This window comes from Shewanella sp. ISS20 (genome assembly GCF_056522965.1).
The window spans coordinates 3,663,677-3,681,090 of sequence record NZ_JAWRZK010000001.1 but is presented as its reverse complement, the minus strand read 5'-3'; the positions used below and the strand labels follow the sequence as shown (position 1 = coordinate 3,681,090).

General features: G+C 46.1%; 17 protein-coding genes. 12 read left to right on the top strand and 5 right to left on the bottom strand.

Annotation, left to right across the window (positions count from 1 at the left end; translation table 11 throughout):
* The first annotated feature begins 100 nt into the window (after window positions 1-100).
* The gene (locus AC1HDP_RS16790) at window positions 101-1,390 is read left to right on the top strand and encodes a DEAD/DEAH box helicase (RefSeq protein ID WP_479639628.1); all 1,290 of its coding nucleotides are present in this window, start codon (window positions 101-103) and stop codon (window positions 1,388-1,390) included.
* A 130-nt stretch (window positions 1,391-1,520) separates the two neighbouring features.
* Here AC1HDP_RS16790 and AC1HDP_RS16785 read toward each other — a convergent pair whose 3' ends face one another.
* The 3 genes from AC1HDP_RS16785 to AC1HDP_RS16775 form a co-directional block, all read right to left on the bottom strand.
* Window positions 1,521-2,012: a class IV adenylate cyclase gene (locus AC1HDP_RS16785; protein WP_479639627.1), complete on the bottom strand. Its 492-nt coding sequence runs from the start codon at window positions 2,010-2,012 to the stop codon at window positions 1,521-1,523.
* A 144-nt stretch (window positions 2,013-2,156) separates the two neighbouring features.
* Window positions 2,157-2,318 (bottom strand): hypothetical protein, encoded by a 162-nt coding sequence (locus tag AC1HDP_RS16780; protein WP_479639626.1) that lies wholly within the window; start codon window positions 2,316-2,318, stop codon window positions 2,157-2,159.
* Between the two features lie 271 nt (window positions 2,319-2,589).
* Complete coding sequence (locus AC1HDP_RS16775) at window positions 2,590-3,219, bottom strand: DUF2913 family protein (RefSeq protein ID WP_140931291.1); 630 nt, start codon at window positions 3,217-3,219, stop codon at window positions 2,590-2,592.
* A gap of 198 nt (window positions 3,220-3,417) precedes the next feature.
* Between AC1HDP_RS16775 and AC1HDP_RS16770 the strand changes: the two genes are divergently transcribed.
* The 5 genes from AC1HDP_RS16770 to AC1HDP_RS16750 all read left to right on the top strand — a co-directional run bounded on the left by AC1HDP_RS16770 (window position 3,418) and on the right by AC1HDP_RS16750 (window position 6,789).
* Window positions 3,418-4,902, top strand: coding sequence for a carboxypeptidase M32 (locus AC1HDP_RS16770; protein WP_479639625.1), 1,485 nt, complete (start codon window positions 3,418-3,420; stop codon window positions 4,900-4,902).
* Between the two features lie 185 nt (window positions 4,903-5,087).
* Entirely contained in the window at window positions 5,088-5,579 is a 492-nt protein-coding gene (locus tag AC1HDP_RS16765; RefSeq protein ID WP_479639624.1) for a GNAT family N-acetyltransferase, read from the top strand.
* 58 nt (window positions 5,580-5,637) lie between these two features.
* On the top strand, window positions 5,638-5,991 hold the full coding sequence (locus AC1HDP_RS16760) for a DMT family protein (protein ID WP_140931285.1): 354 nt from the start codon (window positions 5,638-5,640) through the stop codon (window positions 5,989-5,991).
* A gap of 9 nt (window positions 5,992-6,000) precedes the next feature.
* Complete coding sequence (locus AC1HDP_RS16755) at window positions 6,001-6,255, top strand: DUF2960 family protein (RefSeq protein WP_140931283.1); 255 nt, start codon at window positions 6,001-6,003, stop codon at window positions 6,253-6,255.
* A gap of 24 nt (window positions 6,256-6,279) precedes the next feature.
* The gene (locus AC1HDP_RS16750; RefSeq protein WP_479639623.1) at window positions 6,280-6,789 is read left to right on the top strand and encodes an RDD family protein; all 510 of its coding nucleotides are present in this window, start codon (window positions 6,280-6,282) and stop codon (window positions 6,787-6,789) included.
* A 207-nt stretch (window positions 6,790-6,996) separates the two neighbouring features.
* On the opposite strand, the gene lptG is transcribed toward AC1HDP_RS16750, so the two are convergent.
* Complete coding sequence (lptG, locus tag AC1HDP_RS16745; RefSeq protein WP_140931278.1) at window positions 6,997-8,055, bottom strand: LPS export ABC transporter permease LptG; 1,059 nt, start codon at window positions 8,053-8,055, stop codon at window positions 6,997-6,999.
* Complete coding sequence (gene lptF / locus AC1HDP_RS16740) at window positions 8,052-9,164, bottom strand: LPS export ABC transporter permease LptF (protein ID WP_479639622.1); 1,113 nt, start codon at window positions 9,162-9,164, stop codon at window positions 8,052-8,054. The genes lptG and lptF overlap by 4 nt, the downstream gene beginning before the upstream one ends.
* 361 nt (window positions 9,165-9,525) lie before the next feature.
* Between lptF and pepA the strand changes: the two genes are divergently transcribed.
* The 6 genes from pepA to AC1HDP_RS16710 all read left to right on the top strand — a co-directional run bounded on the left by pepA (window position 9,526) and on the right by AC1HDP_RS16710 (window position 17,205).
* The gene (gene pepA, locus AC1HDP_RS16735; RefSeq protein ID WP_479639621.1) at window positions 9,526-11,034 is read left to right on the top strand and encodes a leucyl aminopeptidase; all 1,509 of its coding nucleotides are present in this window, start codon (window positions 9,526-9,528) and stop codon (window positions 11,032-11,034) included.
* Window positions 11,035-11,277: 243 nt separating this feature from the next.
* The gene (locus AC1HDP_RS16730; protein WP_479639620.1) at window positions 11,278-11,742 is read left to right on the top strand and encodes a DNA polymerase III subunit chi; all 465 of its coding nucleotides are present in this window, start codon (window positions 11,278-11,280) and stop codon (window positions 11,740-11,742) included.
* 15 nt (window positions 11,743-11,757) lie between these two features.
* Window positions 11,758-14,613 carry a valine--tRNA ligase gene (locus tag AC1HDP_RS16725; RefSeq protein WP_479639619.1) on the top strand — a complete coding sequence of 952 codons (2,856 nt, stop codon included), beginning with the start codon at window positions 11,758-11,760 and terminating at the stop codon, window positions 14,611-14,613.
* A 237-nt stretch (window positions 14,614-14,850) separates the two neighbouring features.
* Window positions 14,851-16,176, top strand: coding sequence for an NAD(P)/FAD-dependent oxidoreductase (locus AC1HDP_RS16720; protein WP_479639618.1), 1,326 nt, complete (start codon window positions 14,851-14,853; stop codon window positions 16,174-16,176).
* Window positions 16,177-16,297: 121 nt separating this feature from the next.
* On the top strand, window positions 16,298-16,582 hold the full coding sequence (locus tag AC1HDP_RS16715) for a hypothetical protein (RefSeq protein WP_479639617.1): 285 nt from the start codon (window positions 16,298-16,300) through the stop codon (window positions 16,580-16,582).
* Window positions 16,583-16,653: 71 nt separating this feature from the next.
* The gene (locus tag AC1HDP_RS16710) at window positions 16,654-17,205 is read left to right on the top strand and encodes a YbhB/YbcL family Raf kinase inhibitor-like protein (RefSeq protein WP_479639616.1); all 552 of its coding nucleotides are present in this window, start codon (window positions 16,654-16,656) and stop codon (window positions 17,203-17,205) included.
* Window positions 17,206-17,414: the final 209 nt, after the last annotated feature.

Below are 17,414 nucleotides of genomic sequence, written 5' to 3'. Positions count from 1 at the left end.
TTTGAAGCTAAATTTGCTATAATCCGCGGCCGCCAATTTTGGCAGCATTTACCCATAACAAGGCTGATAGCATCAGCTTGTGCCCAGTCAGGATATGCAGATGAAATTTGATGCCTATAGTTTTGCCCCCGAAGTCTTACGCGCTCTTGTAGAGTGTGGTTATCAGACTATGACTCCCGTTCAACGCCAAGCCATACCGGCCGTTCGCCGAGGTCAGGATGTCCTTGCCAGCGCACAAACGGGTACCGGCAAAACGGCAGCTTTTGCTCTGCCTTTACTGCAGCGCATGCTCGATAATCCAAAGCCTAGAGCGCCAGGTAAGACCCGCGCCCTGATTTTAACGCCTACCCGTGAACTGGCTGAGCAAATCTCAGTTAACGTGCAGTCTTATGCCAAATACGCAGATATCCGCGTAGTGACCTTGTTTGGCGGTAACAAAATGGAGCCGCAGGCTAAGAAATTACTGCAAGGCGCTGAATTTGTTATTGCGACGCCAGGCCGTTTACTTGAGCATGTTATCGCCTGCAACCTGACGTTATCTGACATTGAATTCTTAGTGATGGATGAAGCCGACCGTATGCTAGATATGGGCTTTATCGCCGATATCCAGAAAATTCTGTTAGCCAGTAACAAGCAACGTCAAAACCTGCTGTTCTCTGCCACTTTCTCTAGCGGCGTGAAGAAGCTGGCTGATGAAATCATGACTAAGCCAAAGCTCATCATGGTCGACAAGCAAAACACCACAGCATCAACCATTAGCCAAGTCGTGTATCCAGTAGAGCAGCGCCGTAAGCGTGAATTACTGTCGGAACTGATTGGCCGTAAAAACTGGCACCGAGTGTTAGTGTTCAGCGCCACCCGTGATGATGCTGATAAGTTAGTAAAAGAGCTTAATCTTGATGGCATTCCTTCTGCCGTAGTACATGGCGAGAAAGCTCAAGGTAGCCGCCGTAAAGCCTTACGTGACTTCAAAGAAGGTAACATTCGCGTGTTAGTGTCGACCGAAGTTGCGGCTCGCGGCCTTGATATCACTGACCTTGAATACGTGATCAACTACGACTTACCTTTCTTGGCAGAAGACTATGTTCACCGTATTGGCCGTACTGGCCGCGCGGGTAAAACGGGTGTGGCTATTTCATTTGTGAGCCGTGAAGAAGAACGCACCTTAGCTGACATTGAAAAGCTGATCGGTCAAAAGATTAAGCGCGTGATGATGCCAGGCTATGAAGTGAGTAATCGTGAATTACTACTCAAGCAATTAAAGCGTCGCCGTTTTGGTAAGAAAACTCGTAGCGATGATGCTGCCGCGCAGGTTGTGGCAGAAAAGAGCATGACGGGTCGCCGCGTACAGGTGAAAGTTGGCTCAGCCGGAAAGAAAACCAAAATCTAAGGTTATGTGGTTAGGAGCTTGATTACGCATCAGCTAACGACTTAATCACCTAAAAATGGCAGAGTGACTGTTACAGTTACTCTGCCATTTTTGTATTCGGACTTTATACATGTTCAGTTTGAAAATATGACTAACGCTGATTACAGTGCTGCGATACTTGCTCTAGCTGCAACGCTAGCATCATGCTCAAATACGACTGGTTAATGAGCTGCGCTTCCCCTAAGTTAAACTTGCGCGCGAGCGCCCATAAGGCGTGTCGATAGTCAGCAAGCTTAGTTTCATCACTCGTCATAATGGCAAACTCAGCAAAATCCCCAAGGCCTGCAATATTATCAAGCGTCAGGTAATACTCATCGATAAAATAGATACTGCGACGCTTGCGATAACTCAGCACTGGCTCAAAGCCCATGCCCTTAAGCATCTCTTGCGCCTTGGCATGATCACTAATATCCATGGCTTGGCACTCGCGCTGCGCGTCATCAAAATAAACATCATGTTCGATATTATCAATAAAATGAATGTGGTGTTCTTGCTGCGCTAAGCAAGCTAAGAAATCCGTCCTAGATGTTAACCGAAATTTAAGTTCAACCTCAAAGCGGCCAACAAAATGTGAGTGTTGCAATCAAGTTACTCCGCAAAAACATCAGCCTAACTCAAACAAGCTGACAACCTAAGATACTGATAGCTAAATAAAGAGCCGGCTCACACACAAATGAATCGTGCGATATTTAGCTATGACCAACACAGTTAACATTTTACCAGCAAGTTAGATACCAGCCGTTGCGACTATGTGACCAAAGTTGTATATTACGCCGCAATTGTTTAATTCTTTCGACTGACGGACTATGACACCAAAACAAGCAAAATCGGCCAATTTCAAGGTCACTCTCATTTTTGGTTGCGCCATAGTATTGGCATCTGTGCTCATTAACGATATCGACTTGTCTAAGAATCTAAGCGCAAGCTTTATCATGATATGGTTAGGATTGTTTTTGTATTTCAGTAAGAAGTCGCAGCCCCACTATCGTGTTAACTAAGCTGGGTGACTGTGGTCGCATACTAATGTTGGCCACCATATTAACTAAGTAGTTATTATCTGAATTCTGGAATAAATAAGCGGATAAGCAAGGGAATGGGTAAGGCATTATGGCGCGCGACTGGCGCCATAGCTGGAATAACTAAGCCAGTAACTACAGAAATTAGATTTTACTGACTAATAAGGCCAATTCTGGCTGCTCATTCTTAGGAAATACCTGAAACGTTTTATGATGCTTAATGAGCGAAGTTTTCTTATTGGCTTGGCTCAGTAATAAACCATGGGCTAAGGCTGAGCTTGCCAACATAGCTTCATCGGCACGGATATATAAAGCTAACGGCTTAACTAACTCATCCCCAACAATCGCTTTTTCAAACTCAGGTGCTGAGATAATCACACTTGGCAGGCCATCGTTATCAAGCTTTAACTTACCACTGACTTCACTATCAGTAATTACCAGCACGTCTTGCGCGCGTAACTCTTCAAGCCAAGCATTAAATGCCTTACCTAAGCCAGATTTTTGCTCTGCCACTTGGCGATATTGCGCTTCAATGCGCTGCAATAACGAGGTTAATTGCGCGCCAGCGCCAAGGCTGCGGCCATCACGAATCCAGCGGGTTAAATCTTTCGCCAAGCATTTTGGATAAGCTTTCTTTTTTAAGGATTCTGCCATCCAATTACATAAAAAATGGCTTTCTTGTGCCGGGGTTGACTGCTTTTTGGCAAGTGCCGACTGGGCTAACGCCTCAAGACCTTCTTTGGCCAGTATGTATACCGCTTGGTTATAAGACATAAATTAAGCTTCATAATAAATAATGCCGCATTTTACCCTAAATATACCAAGGCGAGTAACCTCAATTATTGCGACAACCAATACAGCTAATACTTTTTTTAGCTAGCGGCACAATCTAGGTTTTGCCAGACATAGGGTACTTATCAAAGCGCTGAATATGCTAGGCTAAGGCAATATTCACTATTAAAACGCCAGATTATGAACGCCAAAAACCTAAGTTATCAGCGCCTTGTTAAACACTTCACTAGCCTTAGCCACTTTGAGCATTTTAATGCACTGGCAGAATGGGACTTAGCAGCCATGATGCCTAAAGGCGGCGGCGCAGATCGCACCGATGCTTTAGCGACCTTAAGTGGTCATATTCATGAGCTTAAAAGTGCCAACTGGTTAAGTGATGCGATTCATGAAGCCACCCAAGGGCCGTTAAGCTCAGAGCAAGCGGCCAATGTGCGCGAAATGGCGCGCCAACATAGCCAAGCAAGCTTAATGCCCACAGATTTAGTTGAAGCTAAAACTCGCGCTGGGCTTAACTGCGAGCAAGCCTGGCGAGGGCAGCGCCAAAACAACGATTGGCTTGGCTTTAAACCAAATTTAACTGAAGTGATTAATCTCACTCAGCAAGAAGCGCAGGTGCGCAGCCAAGCGCTAGGCATTAGCCCTTACGACAGCTTGCTCGATAAATTTGAGCCCGGTATTAAAGCCCATGATATTGAGCAATGGTTTAGCCCATTGCGCCAGCAACTGCCGGCGCTGATCCAAACTGTGCTGACCAAGCAAGCGCAAGAAATGAATATCAGCGCCCAAGGTCACTACCCGCAAGCGGCGCAAGTTGCACTCAGCCACAAGGTGATGACTCGCTTAGGCTTTAATTTTGATCACGGCCGCTTAGATATAAGTAGCCACCCGTTTACTGGCGGCGTGCCGTCAGATGTTCGCCTGACTACCCGTTTTGATGAAAGTGATTTTACCTCAGCATTAATGGGCACAATTCACGAAACTGGCCATGCCTTGTATGAAATGGGCTTACCTAAGGCCTTTGCCAGCCAACCTGCGGGGCAAGCACGCTCAATGGCGGTGCATGAAAGTCAGAGCCTATTTTGTGAAATGCAGCTTGGCCGCAGTGAAGGCTTTTTAGGCCTCATTATTAATGACATCAATAACTCCTTAAATAGTGAATTTGATCTTAAGCGTTTAGCTAACTTATATACCCGCGTGAGCGCTGGCAGCATTCGTGTTGATGCCGATGAAGTCACTTACCCTTGTCATATTTTACTGCGCTTTGATGCCGAAAAAGCCTTAGTCACAGGGGATTTAGCGGTTGCTGATCTGCCCGACTTTTGGTCGGCAAATATGCAATCATTACTTGGCATCAATACCGATGGCGATTATCGCAACGGCTGTATGCAAGACATTCATTGGACCTTAGGCGAGCTAGGTTATTTCCCGAGTTACAGCTTAGGCGCCATGCTCGCCGCGCAATTACGCAATACCATGGAGCAGCAACTTGGTGATGTAAATCAAGTCATGGCAACCCAAGGACTGGCACCCATTTTTGCTTGGTTATCTGAGCATGTGTGGCAACAAGGAAGCTTGTTAAGTACCCCAGAACTTATTCAACAGGCCTGCGGCGCGCCATTATCGGCAGAGTATTTATTGCAGCACTTACGCCAGCGCTATTTATAAGTGCCATGTGAATACGCTTTGACTAATTACTATGGGCAAGCGCTATGACTTAGCGCTTAGCCGCCCCATAAGTACTGAATTTTAGCGTTACATTTTAAGCAGCAGGCTAATGACAAGAGTTCATTAACATCTGAGCCTTAGGTATAATCAATTAACTTTTATTCACTGCCTGTTAATTCGATTTTATGCAACTGCGCCCGATAGAACTACAAGACTGGCCTGAAATCATGGCTATTCAGGATATTTGCTACCATGCCATTAACCCTGAACCATTAGCTGTAATGCAAAGCAAATGGCAAGTTGCCCCCAGCACTTGCCTAGTGCTATGTGATGACGAGCAAGTCATTGGTTACTGTCTGGCTCACCCTTGGCGTCAACATCAGCCGCCCGCCCTTAATCAAGCGCTTAAGCAGCCCATGAGTGATGCTGATACTTTATATCTGCATGATATGGCGCTAGCTCCCGCGGCAAGAGGCAAAAGCGGCGCGCAGCGAATGCTGACTCATCTTAAACAAGCCGCACTCGAATTGAACTTAACTAGCCTCAGCTTAATTGCCGTTCAAGGCGCTCATAGTTATTGGCAGGCGGCAGGCTTTATTAAAACCCATACCGATAAGTGCCTAAGCAGCTACTGCGATGATCCGCATTATATGACTATGGATTTATGCACACTGTGATGCATTCACCCCAACTAAGCTTGACTGCTAAAAACTGGCAGCAATTAACGAGTAGCCTATGACCTTACCACCGACATTAATCACCATAGGCTTACTGTGTTTAAGCAATGTGTTTATGACTTTTGCTTGGTATGGCCATTTAAAAAGCCTAAGTAGCAAGCCGTGGATTATTGCCGCCCTCGTCAGCTGGGGAATTGCCCTGTTTGAATATTTATTGCAGGTACCTGCCAACAGGATAGGTTACACTGTGATGAATCTAGGCCAGCTTAAGATACTGCAAGAAGTCATCACCCTCAGCCTGTTTGTGCCATTTGCCTTTTTCTATATGAAAGAACCGCTCAAACTCGACTACCTGTGGGCTGGACTGTGTATTCTTGGCGCCGTTTATTTTATTTTCCGCAGTGAGTTTTAAGGAAACACCATGGCACGACAAGTTGCATACACCTACAAAGGTGTCACTAAACGCATCAATTTTGCGTATGACAAATATCATGATGCTCATGAAGCGGCCGCCGCTGCTGAAGGCATAGATTTGAAACGTCATTTGATGATGGAACAGCAAATTGCCATGACCTCTAAAGGCAATACTGCTGTAAGAGATTTTCGTGATAAAGAATTTGCCCGCCTAGGATTTGGCCGCATCTACTTAGTACGAGATGAAGACGAACTCGAATAAGCTTGATTAACACAAGGACGAATTATGATAACCCCGGAACATGCCAACTGCCCGCGCGCAGGTTTTTTACGGCGTTTAGGTGCTTGTTGCTATGATCTTTTGTTGGCGGTAGCCGTCTATATGCTCTCTGGCGCCATAGGCTTTGGTATTTTTTCCTTAGTGGTCAATAGCGGGTTAATCAGTATGGGCGAGCACCAGCATATGGCTGACTTACTCAACCAGACGCCGCTATTTCATAACCTCTATCAAGCGTATCTAGCTATCATAATCGCCCTGTTTTATAGCTTATTCTGGAGCAAAGGCGGCCAAACCTTAGGTATGCGCGCTTGGCGTTTAAAAGTGCAGCATCCTAATGGCCAGACCTTAAGCTTAGTCACAGCGTTCGCTCGGGTGGTCTGGTCATTGTTAGGCATAGGCAATCTGTGGATCTTATTAAGCGCCGACAAATTGGCTTTACAAGATAAAATGACCCGCTCAGAAGTGGTGGTATTGTCTAAAGAAGCTAACCAAATGCGTAACTGGCATGGCGCTTAAAGGCAATAGTTTACGTGGTTTACCTGTTCAGTTAGACGTTAGCTTAGACGTTAGATTAGGCATTAGTTAAGTCGCACAGACATAGCTTTAGTGCCGCAACCATAGAAAGCCACCACAAAAAAAGGTACTCACATGAGTACCTTTTTTATTAGTTGAGTGCGCTATTTATAACCTTACTAGCAAACAGCAGATGTTTTAACCACCACATCAGCGGCGGATAAAGTAGAACGCAATGCAGGTAAACAGCAAGCTCGGCGCCATAGCGCCAACCATAGCTGGCATGTTGTAAACCAAGCTCATAGGCCCAAAGATTTCGTTACTGATATAGAAACTAAAACCAGCCACCACCCCAAGCAGCACGCGCGCGCCCATAGTCACAGTACGCAATGGCCCAAACACAAATGACAAGGCCACTAACATCATCACAGCGATAGTCACTGGCTGCATGATCTTGCGCCATAACGCCAACTCATAACGACTTGGGTCTTGATGGTTAATCTTTAAATAATCGAGATAATCCACTAAGCCAGAAATCGATAACGCCTCAGGTTTTACTGACACTACGCTGAGCTTATCTGGGGTCAAGGTCGATGACCATGGCTTACTGGCAAGCTCAAACTGATTAATCTTATCTTGTGATACTTGGGTTTCACTCACACCCGTCATTTGCCATTGGTGCTTATCAAACACAGCTTCTTTAGCGCGAATGACTTGTGACAACTCTTGATTAGCATCAAAACGATACAAGGTGACGTTAGCTAAATGATCTAATTGCTTAATTTCTCCTATGTTAACAAAGAAATCACCATCTTTAGCCCAGATGCCGCGGTGGGATTTAATTAAGCTGCCGCCCGAAATTTGGCTGGTTTTTAAATCATTGGCATTTTGCTCAGCAACAGGCGCAACCCACTCACCTAGCGCCATCACCAGCAGCATTAATGGCACCGCAGTTTTCATGGCTGACATAGTGATTTGCAATCGCGACAGACCTGAGGCTTGCATTACTACTAGCTCAGAGTTTGATGCCAGCATTCCCATGCCAATCAAGGCGCCAAGCAGCACCGCCATAGGGAAAAACATCTCAATATCGCTTGGCACCATAAACAGCACATAGATGCCAGCATCCATCATGCTATAAGCGCCTTTACCGACATTTCTAAGCTGATCCACCCATTTAATAATGCCGGACAAACCCGTTAGCACCAGTAGGCATAAAGCCGAGGTACTTAAGATAACGCGGGCAATATAAAGATCTAAAATCTTCATGAAGCCACCTTCTTGCGCTTAAAGATATTAATCAGCTTAATCCCCAAGGTTCTTTCTTTTCCTAGCAACATTAATCCTAACAATAAGGCCGATAGATGAATCCACCACATGCCGAGATACGCAGGTATCACTTCATCTTCAAGCGCTTTGCGCCCCGCCACCATTAAGCCGAAATAGCCTAAGTACAACAAAATTGCTGGGAACATCTTAGCAAACTTGCCTTGGCGAACATTGACTCGCGCCAAAGGCACTGCAATCAAAGTCAGTAGCGGAATCGAAATCGGAATCGCTAAACGCCAGTTAAACTCAGCGATGGCATCAGGCGTGTTTAACGCTAACAGTTGCGATACTGGTAATGCCGACATTTTACGGCGGCGCTGATCCACTTCTTGCTCTTTAATCTGCATGCCGTAACCACCAAAATTAATAATTTGGTAATCGGCTTCTTTATTCGGGATTTGATAACGGGTGCCGCCATCTAATTTTAAGGTTTGGCTACCTGAGGCTTCTTCAACCACGCGCCCGCCCGCTGCCACAACTAAATCGGTAAATCCTGATTCACTCTTAGGGTCTGGCAGCTGCGCCACAAACACATTACTTAAAATATTATCTTTGCCTATGCCTTCGACAAATAACACGGCGCGGCCATCTGGGCTGGTCTGAAATCGACCTTGCACTAAGGCGGCTAATCCGGCTTCCGCCTGCGCTTGCTCCATCACTTGATTTTGCTGCTCTTCAGCCCAAGGATTAACGTATAAGGATAAGTAGCCAGTCACAAACATATTGGCAATAGCGAGCAATAAGGTGACGCGGGTGACATACCATTCACTCACACCAACCCCGTGGAATACCACCATCTCATTTTCGGCGTACATGCGCCCATGAGCGAGCAATATCCCCAAAAAGAGACTTAATGGCAGGAGTAAAACGGCTAAATTGGGTAGATTAAGTGCCAGTAACGTCATGACTAATGATGCTGGAAATTCACCATCAGAGGCATCAGCCAAGACTCGCACAAAATGTTGGCTAATAAAGATAGTCAATAGGACAGACAGTACCGCAATTTGTGCCTTTAAAACTTCTCGAATCAGATATCTAAATACAATCACAGGCAGGATCCGGTGTTTAAACTTATCTTTTTACTGGTATCAGCTAAACTTTCATGTAGACTGTCTACTTTTGATAGTTTTCTGACCAGCTGCAATGGTAACGAAGCCGCAATCTAGCTTCATTTGGCGTGTAAAGTTGAATCCTAAGCAAAGCGACAATTCAACCTGTTATCAGCCTAGCAGTGTCGTACAACAAACACCATCACTACAAAAGATAGAGTGCTGTTGTTCAATACAAAAACGCTCGGTCAGTGATATTTAGCTTAACTGTGTACAGCCAACCGCTAGCGTCTAATTTTTGGCATAAGGCGGCATTATCCAATAAATAAAAAAATTTGTCTTTAAGAATCTAGGAGAGCTCATGGAGTTTAGTGTAAAGAGCGGCAGCCCAGAAAAACAACGGTCAGCTTGTATCGTTGTTGGTGTTTATGAACCCCGCCGATTGTCGGGTATCGCCGAGCAGCTGGATAAGATTAGCGAAGGATACATATCTAACTTATTGCGTCGAGGCGATCTTGAAGGTAAACCTGGCCAAATTTTATTGCTGCATCATGTACCTAACGTCCTCAGTGAGCGTGTCTTACTGGTAGGTTGCGGTAAGGAACGTGAGCTGGATGAGCGTCAATACAAGCAAATCATCGCAAAAACTATCAATACCTTGAATGAAACCGGCTCGATGGAAGCGGTTTGTTTCTTAACCGAATTACATGTTAAAGGCCGTGACACTTATTGGAAGGTTCGCCAAGCGGTTGAAACCACCAATAACAGCCTTTATACCTTTGATGCGCTCAAAACTCGCAAAGGCGAACATCGCCGTCCACTGCGCAAGCTAGTGTTCAACGTCCCTACCCGCCGTGAATTAACCGTCGGTGAGCGCGCAATTGAACATGGCAATGCCATTTCTGCCGGTATGCATTTATGTCGTGACGTGGCCAACATGCCGCCGAATATTTGTAACCCAGCGTATCTTGCCTCACAAGCTCGCCAAATGGCTGAGCAATATAGTCAATTAATTGTGACTACTGTGGGTGAAGAGCAAATGGCCAACCTTGGCATGAATGCTTATTTAGCCGTGGGGCGTGGCAGCGCTAATGAATCCATCATGACAGTGATGAAGTATCAAGGCGCTTTAAATGTTAACGACAAGCCTATTGTACTGGTCGGCAAAGGCTTAACCTTTGACTCAGGTGGTATTTCACTCAAGCCTGGCGAAGCTATGGATGAAATGAAATATGACATGGGCGGCGCCGCTGGCGTGATTGGCACAATGAAAGCCATTTGTGAGCTGAAACTGCCGATTAATGTCACTGCCATTTTAGCGGGCTGTGAAAACATGCCATCGGGCAATGCTTATCGCCCAGGTGATATTTTAACCACTATGTCAGGTCAAACCGTTGAGGTATTAAATACCGACGCTGAAGGCCGCTTGGTCTTATGTGACGTTCTCACTTATGTTGAGCGTTTTGACCCAGAAGTCGTGATTGATACCGCCACCTTAACCGGCGCCTGCGTTATCGCCTTAGGTAAGCACGCATCTGGCTTATTTGCAGGTCACAACCCATTAGCGCACGAGCTATTAAATGCTGGCGAGCAAAGTGGTGATAGAGCATGGCGCATGCCATTGTGGGATGAATATCAAGATATGCTTGAGAGCCCATTTGCCGACATGACTAACTTAGGTGGTCGTCCAGCCGGCGCTATTACCGCCGCTTGTTTCTTGGCGCGCTTTACCAAGAAATATCACTGGGCACATTTAGATGTGGCAGGTACCGCTTGGAACAGTGGCGCGAATAAAGGCTCTACTGGCCGCCCAGTGCCGATTTTAACGCAGTTTATATTAAACCGCGTTGGCAGCGGCAGCGACGAGTAATAGCTCATCATTGTGGCATTATGTTGAATGATGGTAAGTGTTAAACAGCGAAGCTCAGGCTTCGCTTTTTATTGGCTGTTGTTTGATTCAAGCTGATGTTAATCCCAACGGCATTGGCTTATTTGCCCCACTCGCTAATGGTTTAGTCTTGGCAAAAACTGACTAAAGACCCCATATTTTCAACCTTTGCCTAAAAGGTGTAGAATCTCGCCTTTACCGGCAACTAATAGAGGCGACATAGCCATGAGTCAGGCAATTTTTTACCTCCTGCCAAATAATGAGCAACGTAGCGCCATTGAAGAGTTGCACCACAAAGTTTGCCAACTGGCTGAGCACTATTATCGCCATCAACAAGCCGTGTATATTCATTGCCAAGATCAGGCGCAAGCCTTTGCTATCGATGAGTTACTGTGGCAATTTGAGCCCAACTCGTTTGTGCCGCACAACCTTAAAGGTGAAGGCCCACACAATGGTGCTCCCGTTGAAATTGGTTTTGACCAATTAGGCCCGAATAAAAGTCGCCATCTTCTGATTAATCTTGCAGACCTATGCCCCTCATTTGCGGTAAACTTTAGCCAGATTATCGATTTTGTTGCCAGTGACAATGCCATGAAGGCCATAGCTCGTGAACGCTATAAGCAATATCGCCAGCTTGGTATCCCCCTTGACACTCAAGACCTAGCAACGCATCCACTTGATTTAGATTGAGAATATATAATTCCCATGGAAAAGACATACAACCCGCAGTCCATTGAACAGGCGCTCTACCAAAATTGGGAAGAGCAAGGTTACTTCAAGCCCCACGGTGATGAGTCCCAAGGCAACTATTGCATCATGATCCCGCCACCGAATGTGACGGGCAGCTTGCACATGGGTCATGCGTTCCAAGACACCATTATGGATACCTTAATCCGCTATCAGCGTATGAAAGGTAAGAATACCTTATGGCAGGTTGGTACTGACCATGCGGGTATCGCTACCCAAATGCTGGTTGAGCGTAAGCTTGAAGCCGAAGAAGGCAAAAATCGCCATGACTTAGGTCGCGATGCCTTTATGGATAAAGTGTGGGAGTGGAAAGAACAATCTGGCGGCACCATTACTAAGCAGTTACGCCGCATGGGCGCGTCGGTGGATTGGGATCGTGAACGTTTTACTATGGATGCAGGCTTGTCAAAAGCCGTGCAAGAAGTGTTCGTACGCCTGTACGAAGATGATTTAATTTACCGTGGTAAGCGCCTAGTTAATTGGGATCCAAAGCTGCACACCGCAATTTCTGATCTGGAAGTAGAAAACAAAGAAAAACAAGGCCACATGTGGCACTTGCGCTTCCCGCTGGCCAATGGCGCTTTGACTGCCGATGGTAAAGATTATTTAGAAGTCGCCACTACCCGGCCTGAAACCATGTTAGGTGACAGCGCAGTGGCTGTTCATCCTGATGATGAGCGTTATCAAGCGCTGGTTGGCCAATTTGTATTGCTGCCAATCGTTAACCGTTTAATTCCAATTGTGGCCGATGATTATGTCGACATGGCCTTTGGTACTGGTTGCGTAAAGATAACCCCAGCTCATGACTTTAACGACTATGAAGTTGGTAAGCGTCATAACCTGCCAATGTTCAACATCTTAACTTTAGATGCCGCCATTCGCGCAACGGCTGAAGTCGTAAACTCAGACGGTACCATCAACAAAGAGCTGCAAGTTAACTTGCCAGAAAGCTTTGTCGGTCTAGACCGCTTTAAAGCGCGCGATGCTATCGTCGCTGAATTTGAACGTTTAGGTCTGCTTGAAAAAATTGCACCACACGCCTTGAAAGTGCCTTATGGCGATCGCTCAGGCGTGGTCATTGAGCCTATGCTTACCGACCAGTGGTATGTCGCCGTGGCACCTATGGCAAAAACTGCCATTGAAGCCGTTGAAAATGGCGATATCAAGTTTGTGCCGCAGCAGTACGAAAACATGTACTTCTCGTGGATGCGTGACATTCAAGACTGGTGTATCTCGCGCCAATTGTGGTGGGGACACCGCATTCCAGCTTGGTATGACGACGCTGGTAAAGTATATGTGGGTCGCACTGAAGATGAAGTGCGCGCTAAGCACAAATTAGCGGACTCAGTGGTTCTGCGCCAAGATGATGACGTACTAGATACTTGGTTCTCATCAGCCTTGTGGACTTTCTCAACCTTAGGTTGGCCAGATAACTTAGAAGATTTAAAAACCTTCCACCCAACTGACGTGTTAGTGACTGGTTTTGACATCATTTTCTTCTGGGTTGCCCGCATGATCATGATGACCATGCACTTCATCAAAGACGAAGATGGTAAGCCACAAGTACCGTTTAAAACCGTGTACGTAACTGGCCTTATTCGTGATGAAGCCGGTAACAAGATGTCTAAATCAAAAGGTAACGTCCTTGACCCATTAGACATGATTGATGGTATCGACCTTGAAACTTTAGTGGAAAAGCGCACTGGCAATATGATGCAGCCGCAACTGGCCGCAAAGATTGAAAAGAGCACCCGCAAAGAGTTCAGCGAAGGGATTGAAGCTCATGGTACTGATGCCCTGCGCTTTACCTTAGCCGCTATGGCGTCAACTGGCCGTGACATTAACTGGGACATGAAGCGATTAGACGGTTATCGCAGCTTCTGTAACAAGTTATGGAACGCTTCACGCTTTGTGTTGATGAACACTGAAGATCAAGATTGTGGTCAGCAAGGCGGCGAGATGAGCCTGTCACTGGCAGACCGCTGGATCATAGGTTTATTCAATCAAACCGTGAAAACCTTTGATGATCACATGGCAGCTTACCGCTTCGATTTAGCGGCAAATACCTTGTATGAATTCACTTGGAACCAGTTCTGTGATTGGTACTTAGAATTAACTAAGCCAGTACTGCAAAACGGTAATGAAGCAGAGCAGCGCGGTACTCGTCACACCTTAGTGACAGTACTAGAGCAGATGCAGCGCTTAATGCACCCTATCATGCCTTACATCACTGAAACCATTTGGAACCGCGTGAAGCCATTAGCTGGCGTCACAGGTGATACCTTGATGCTGATGCCATTCCCTGAGTATCAAGCCGCTCAAGTGGATGATACGGCTATGGCTGACCTTGAATGGGTTAAGCAAATGATTATTGCTGTGCGTAACATTCGCGCAGAATTAAACATTGCCCCATCTAAGCCATTAAATGCCCTGCTGCGCGGTGTTAGCGCCGAAGATAAGGCGCGCATTGAAGCTAACCAAACCTTCTTGACCTCATTGGCTCGCCTTGAGTCTATGACGATTTTAGCTAGCGATGACACAGCCCCGATGTCGACCACTCAGTTAGTGGGTGAGATGGAGCTGTTAATTCCAATGGCAGGCTTAATCGATGTAGCCGCCGAAATGGCACGTATCGATAAGCAAATCGAAAAACTGGCGCAAGAAGCTGGTCGCATCGAAGGCAAACTCAGCAACGAAGGCTTTGTTGCTAAAGCGCCTGCCGCTGTGATTGAAAAAGAGCGTGCCAAGCTTGCTGAATTCTCCCGCGATATCGAGAAGTTCAAAGAGCAGCAGCGTCAGTTAAGTCAAATCTAACTCACACTTGAGTTCTACAAAAGGCTGTCATCTGACAGCCTTTTTTATTGGCAAAACAGCATTTTTCGCTACAAAAATACACAATGCAGCACAAAATATTAACTCAACGGAATTTTGTGGTTTTAATTTAAGCATTTGCTAGGGTGCTGCCGCACATTTAAGATGACATAACTCACAAAAACAGGCAGCATAAGTGAGTATTTACCCCCATTTTAATTATTGTTGAGACTAGGCATAATGATCAGCGCAGAAAACTCCACGACTTCCCATACTTTACCCAGAATCGTCATAGTTGGCGGTGGCGCAGGCGGCTTAGAGCTGGCTAGTGCTTTAGGCCATAAATTGGGCAAAAAAGGCCGTGCTGAAATTGTGCTGATTGATAAAAGTCGCAGCCATATTTGGAAGCCGTTATTACACGAAGTAGCCACAGGTTCATTAGATGCCGACTTAGATGGCGTTATTTACTCAGTGCACGCTATGCAACACGGCTACCGCTTTGAGCTAGGTGAAATGATAGGTATGGATTGCCAAGCGCAACACATCAGCTTAGCAGCTAAATACGATCAAGAAGGCAAGCTGTTAAGCGCTGAGCGTCAACTGAACTATGACCAACTAGTGCTGGCCGTAGGTAGCGTAAGCAATGACTTTAATACCAAAGGGGTTAAACAACATTGCTACTTCTTAGACTCACATGCCCAGGCGCAGCGTTTCCACCATGCTTTGCTGGATAACTTTACCCGTGTGCACCAAAACCCAGATGTCGACAGTTTAAATATTGCCATTGTCGGCGGCGGCGCCACAGGTGTGGAATTATCAGCCGATCTTTACCACGTAGCTAAATTGATTAAGTCTTACGGCTTAGCGCAAATGACGCCAGCTAAGCTCAAAATTCAATTAATTGAAGCCGGCCCGCGCATTTTACCAGCCTTACCTGAGCGTATTTCAGCATCTGCCCGTAAAGAGTTATCTTTGCTTGGGGTTGAAGTGATGGAAAACGTGCGCATTAATGAAGCAACGGAAGAAGGCTTTGTTACCAGTGAAGGCCAATTAATTGCAGCGCAAATGATGGTATGGGCAGCAGGCGTTAAGGCACCTGATTTTATCGCCAATATTGAAGGCTTAAGCTTAACTCGCAGCAACCAAATTTTGGTCGAGCCAACCTTACACGCTAAGGGACAAGAAAACTTATTTGTGATTGGCGATTGCTGCGCCTGTGAATTGCCAGATGGCGGCTTCGTGCCACCACGCGCGCAGTCAGCGCACCAAATGGCAAGCTGCGTTTATAAAAACATCTTAAACCGTCGTAGCGGTAAAGCGGAAGTCGCTTACAAATATGTAGATCACGGCTCACTGGTGAATTTATCGCGCTTTAGTACAGTCGGTAGCTTGATGGGTAACTTAAACAAAAACAGCATGTTTGTTGAAGGTAAAATCGCCCGTTTAGTGTATTTATCCCTGTACCGTATGCATCAATACGCAATTCATGGCGCAAGACGCATGATGGCACTGTGGCTGGCTGAAAAACTGATGCGTGCCGTACGTCCAAAAATGAAACTGCATTAATCTAAGTCATTAATGATAAATGCGATTTTCATGGAGCCTTCATGAAAATCGCCTTAACATCCCCTGCCTACCTCATTCGTTGGCTACACTGTACTGACTCAATCAATACGTCGAAGCCACAATGAAACTCATTGCTCTCACTCTTTCACTGCTATTACTTAGCGCCTGCGCTAGCCAAAGCGACCAAGCCAGTGACTATAAAGATATGTTTGATTATGGCCGCGACATGGGCTGCAAATCGGCATTAACGGGTACTGGCACCCCAAGGCAAGCGCTCGACAACGCCCCAACTATTACTGGCAGCCAGCAAGATTTTACCCAAGGCTGGAAGCAGGGCTACTTGAAATGCATCATAGGCCTAGGCCCAGCGCAAATGCCGCCACCCACCAATGCTAGCTCCCACTGAAATTTATCGTTGATTGCCTTAAATAGCCAAATACTCACTAAGCTTACTTGGTCAACAATACCGGAGGTGTTATGAAACGAATTCTATCTATCAGCTGCGCACTGGCACTGTTTAGTGCATCCAGCGCTTATGCGCTCACGCTCGAAAGCCCGCAAGTCACCAATGATAAAACCTTTAGCAATCAGCAGATTTTTAATAGCTGGGGTTGTACCGGAGATAATATTTCACCAGAACTTAAGTGGAGTGATGTCCCCAAAGGCACTAAAAGTTTTGCGGTGACCTTGTATGATCCTAACGCGCCAACCGGTAGCGGTTGGTGGCACTGGGTCACAATTAATATTCCAGCCGATGCCATCGGCTTATCTTTAGGCGCGGGCGCACTTGGCGGCGACAAGCTGCCTAAAGGCGCGAGCATGCTGCGTAACGACTTTGGCTTTATGGGTTACGGCGGCGCTTGCCCACCACCTATGGCGCAACCTCATAATTATGAGATTACTGTCTACGCGCTTGATGTAGCTGATTTAGGGGTACCAGTAGACGCCTCTCCTGCACTCGCTGGCTACTATATTTTACAGCATGACTTAGCCAAAGCCGTATTAACTGCGCCAACTAATGCGAGATAAGTGCTTGATTCACACTCGCTATCAAGTAATTTCATCCAAACAAGGGGCTCCAGTGGCTCCTTAATTTTATATGACTAGATTCTAGTCTGAATGAATGACCCAAAGAAAATACGCCGCAACACCCTTCAAATCCTGATTTGCATCAACACACTATTGCCTAAAGCTTGTCACCTATAAAAAACAAGGTAGAGTGAATTGGTTTACACCAC

What these genes read in the sequence shown, in the direction of transcription:
- AC1HDP_RS16725 (WP_479639619.1), top strand. Translation starts at nt 11,758, where the DNA reads ATGGAAAAGACATACAACCCGCAGTCCATTGAACAGGCGCTCTACCAA.
- AC1HDP_RS16755 (WP_140931283.1), top strand. Translation starts at nt 6,001, where the DNA reads ATGGCACGACAAGTTGCATACACCTACAAAGGTGTCACTAAACGCATC.
- AC1HDP_RS16730 (WP_479639620.1), top strand. Translation starts at nt 11,278, where the DNA reads ATGAGTCAGGCAATTTTTTACCTCCTGCCAAATAATGAGCAACGTAGC.
- pepA (WP_479639621.1), top strand. Translation starts at nt 9,526, where the DNA reads ATGGAGTTTAGTGTAAAGAGCGGCAGCCCAGAAAAACAACGGTCAGCT.
- AC1HDP_RS16760 (WP_140931285.1), top strand. Translation starts at nt 5,638, where the DNA reads ATGACCTTACCACCGACATTAATCACCATAGGCTTACTGTGTTTAAGC.
- AC1HDP_RS16790 (WP_479639628.1), top strand. Translation starts at nt 101, where the DNA reads ATGAAATTTGATGCCTATAGTTTTGCCCCCGAAGTCTTACGCGCTCTT.
- AC1HDP_RS16775 (WP_140931291.1), bottom strand. Translation starts at nt 3,219, where the DNA reads ATGTCTTATAACCAAGCGGTATACATACTGGCCAAAGAAGGTCTTGAG.
- AC1HDP_RS16765 (WP_479639624.1), top strand. Translation starts at nt 5,088, where the DNA reads ATGCAACTGCGCCCGATAGAACTACAAGACTGGCCTGAAATCATGGCT.
- AC1HDP_RS16710 (WP_479639616.1), top strand. Translation starts at nt 16,654, where the DNA reads ATGAAACGAATTCTATCTATCAGCTGCGCACTGGCACTGTTTAGTGCA.
- AC1HDP_RS16780 (WP_479639626.1), bottom strand. Translation starts at nt 2,318, where the DNA reads ATGAGCACAGATGCCAATACTATGGCGCAACCAAAAATGAGAGTGACC.
- AC1HDP_RS16770 (WP_479639625.1), top strand. Translation starts at nt 3,418, where the DNA reads ATGAACGCCAAAAACCTAAGTTATCAGCGCCTTGTTAAACACTTCACT.
- AC1HDP_RS16720 (WP_479639618.1), top strand. Translation starts at nt 14,851, where the DNA reads ATGATCAGCGCAGAAAACTCCACGACTTCCCATACTTTACCCAGAATC.
- AC1HDP_RS16715 (WP_479639617.1), top strand. Translation starts at nt 16,298, where the DNA reads ATGAAACTCATTGCTCTCACTCTTTCACTGCTATTACTTAGCGCCTGC.
- lptG (WP_140931278.1), bottom strand. Translation starts at nt 8,055, where the DNA reads ATGAAGATTTTAGATCTTTATATTGCCCGCGTTATCTTAAGTACCTCG.
- AC1HDP_RS16750 (WP_479639623.1), top strand. Translation starts at nt 6,280, where the DNA reads ATGATAACCCCGGAACATGCCAACTGCCCGCGCGCAGGTTTTTTACGG.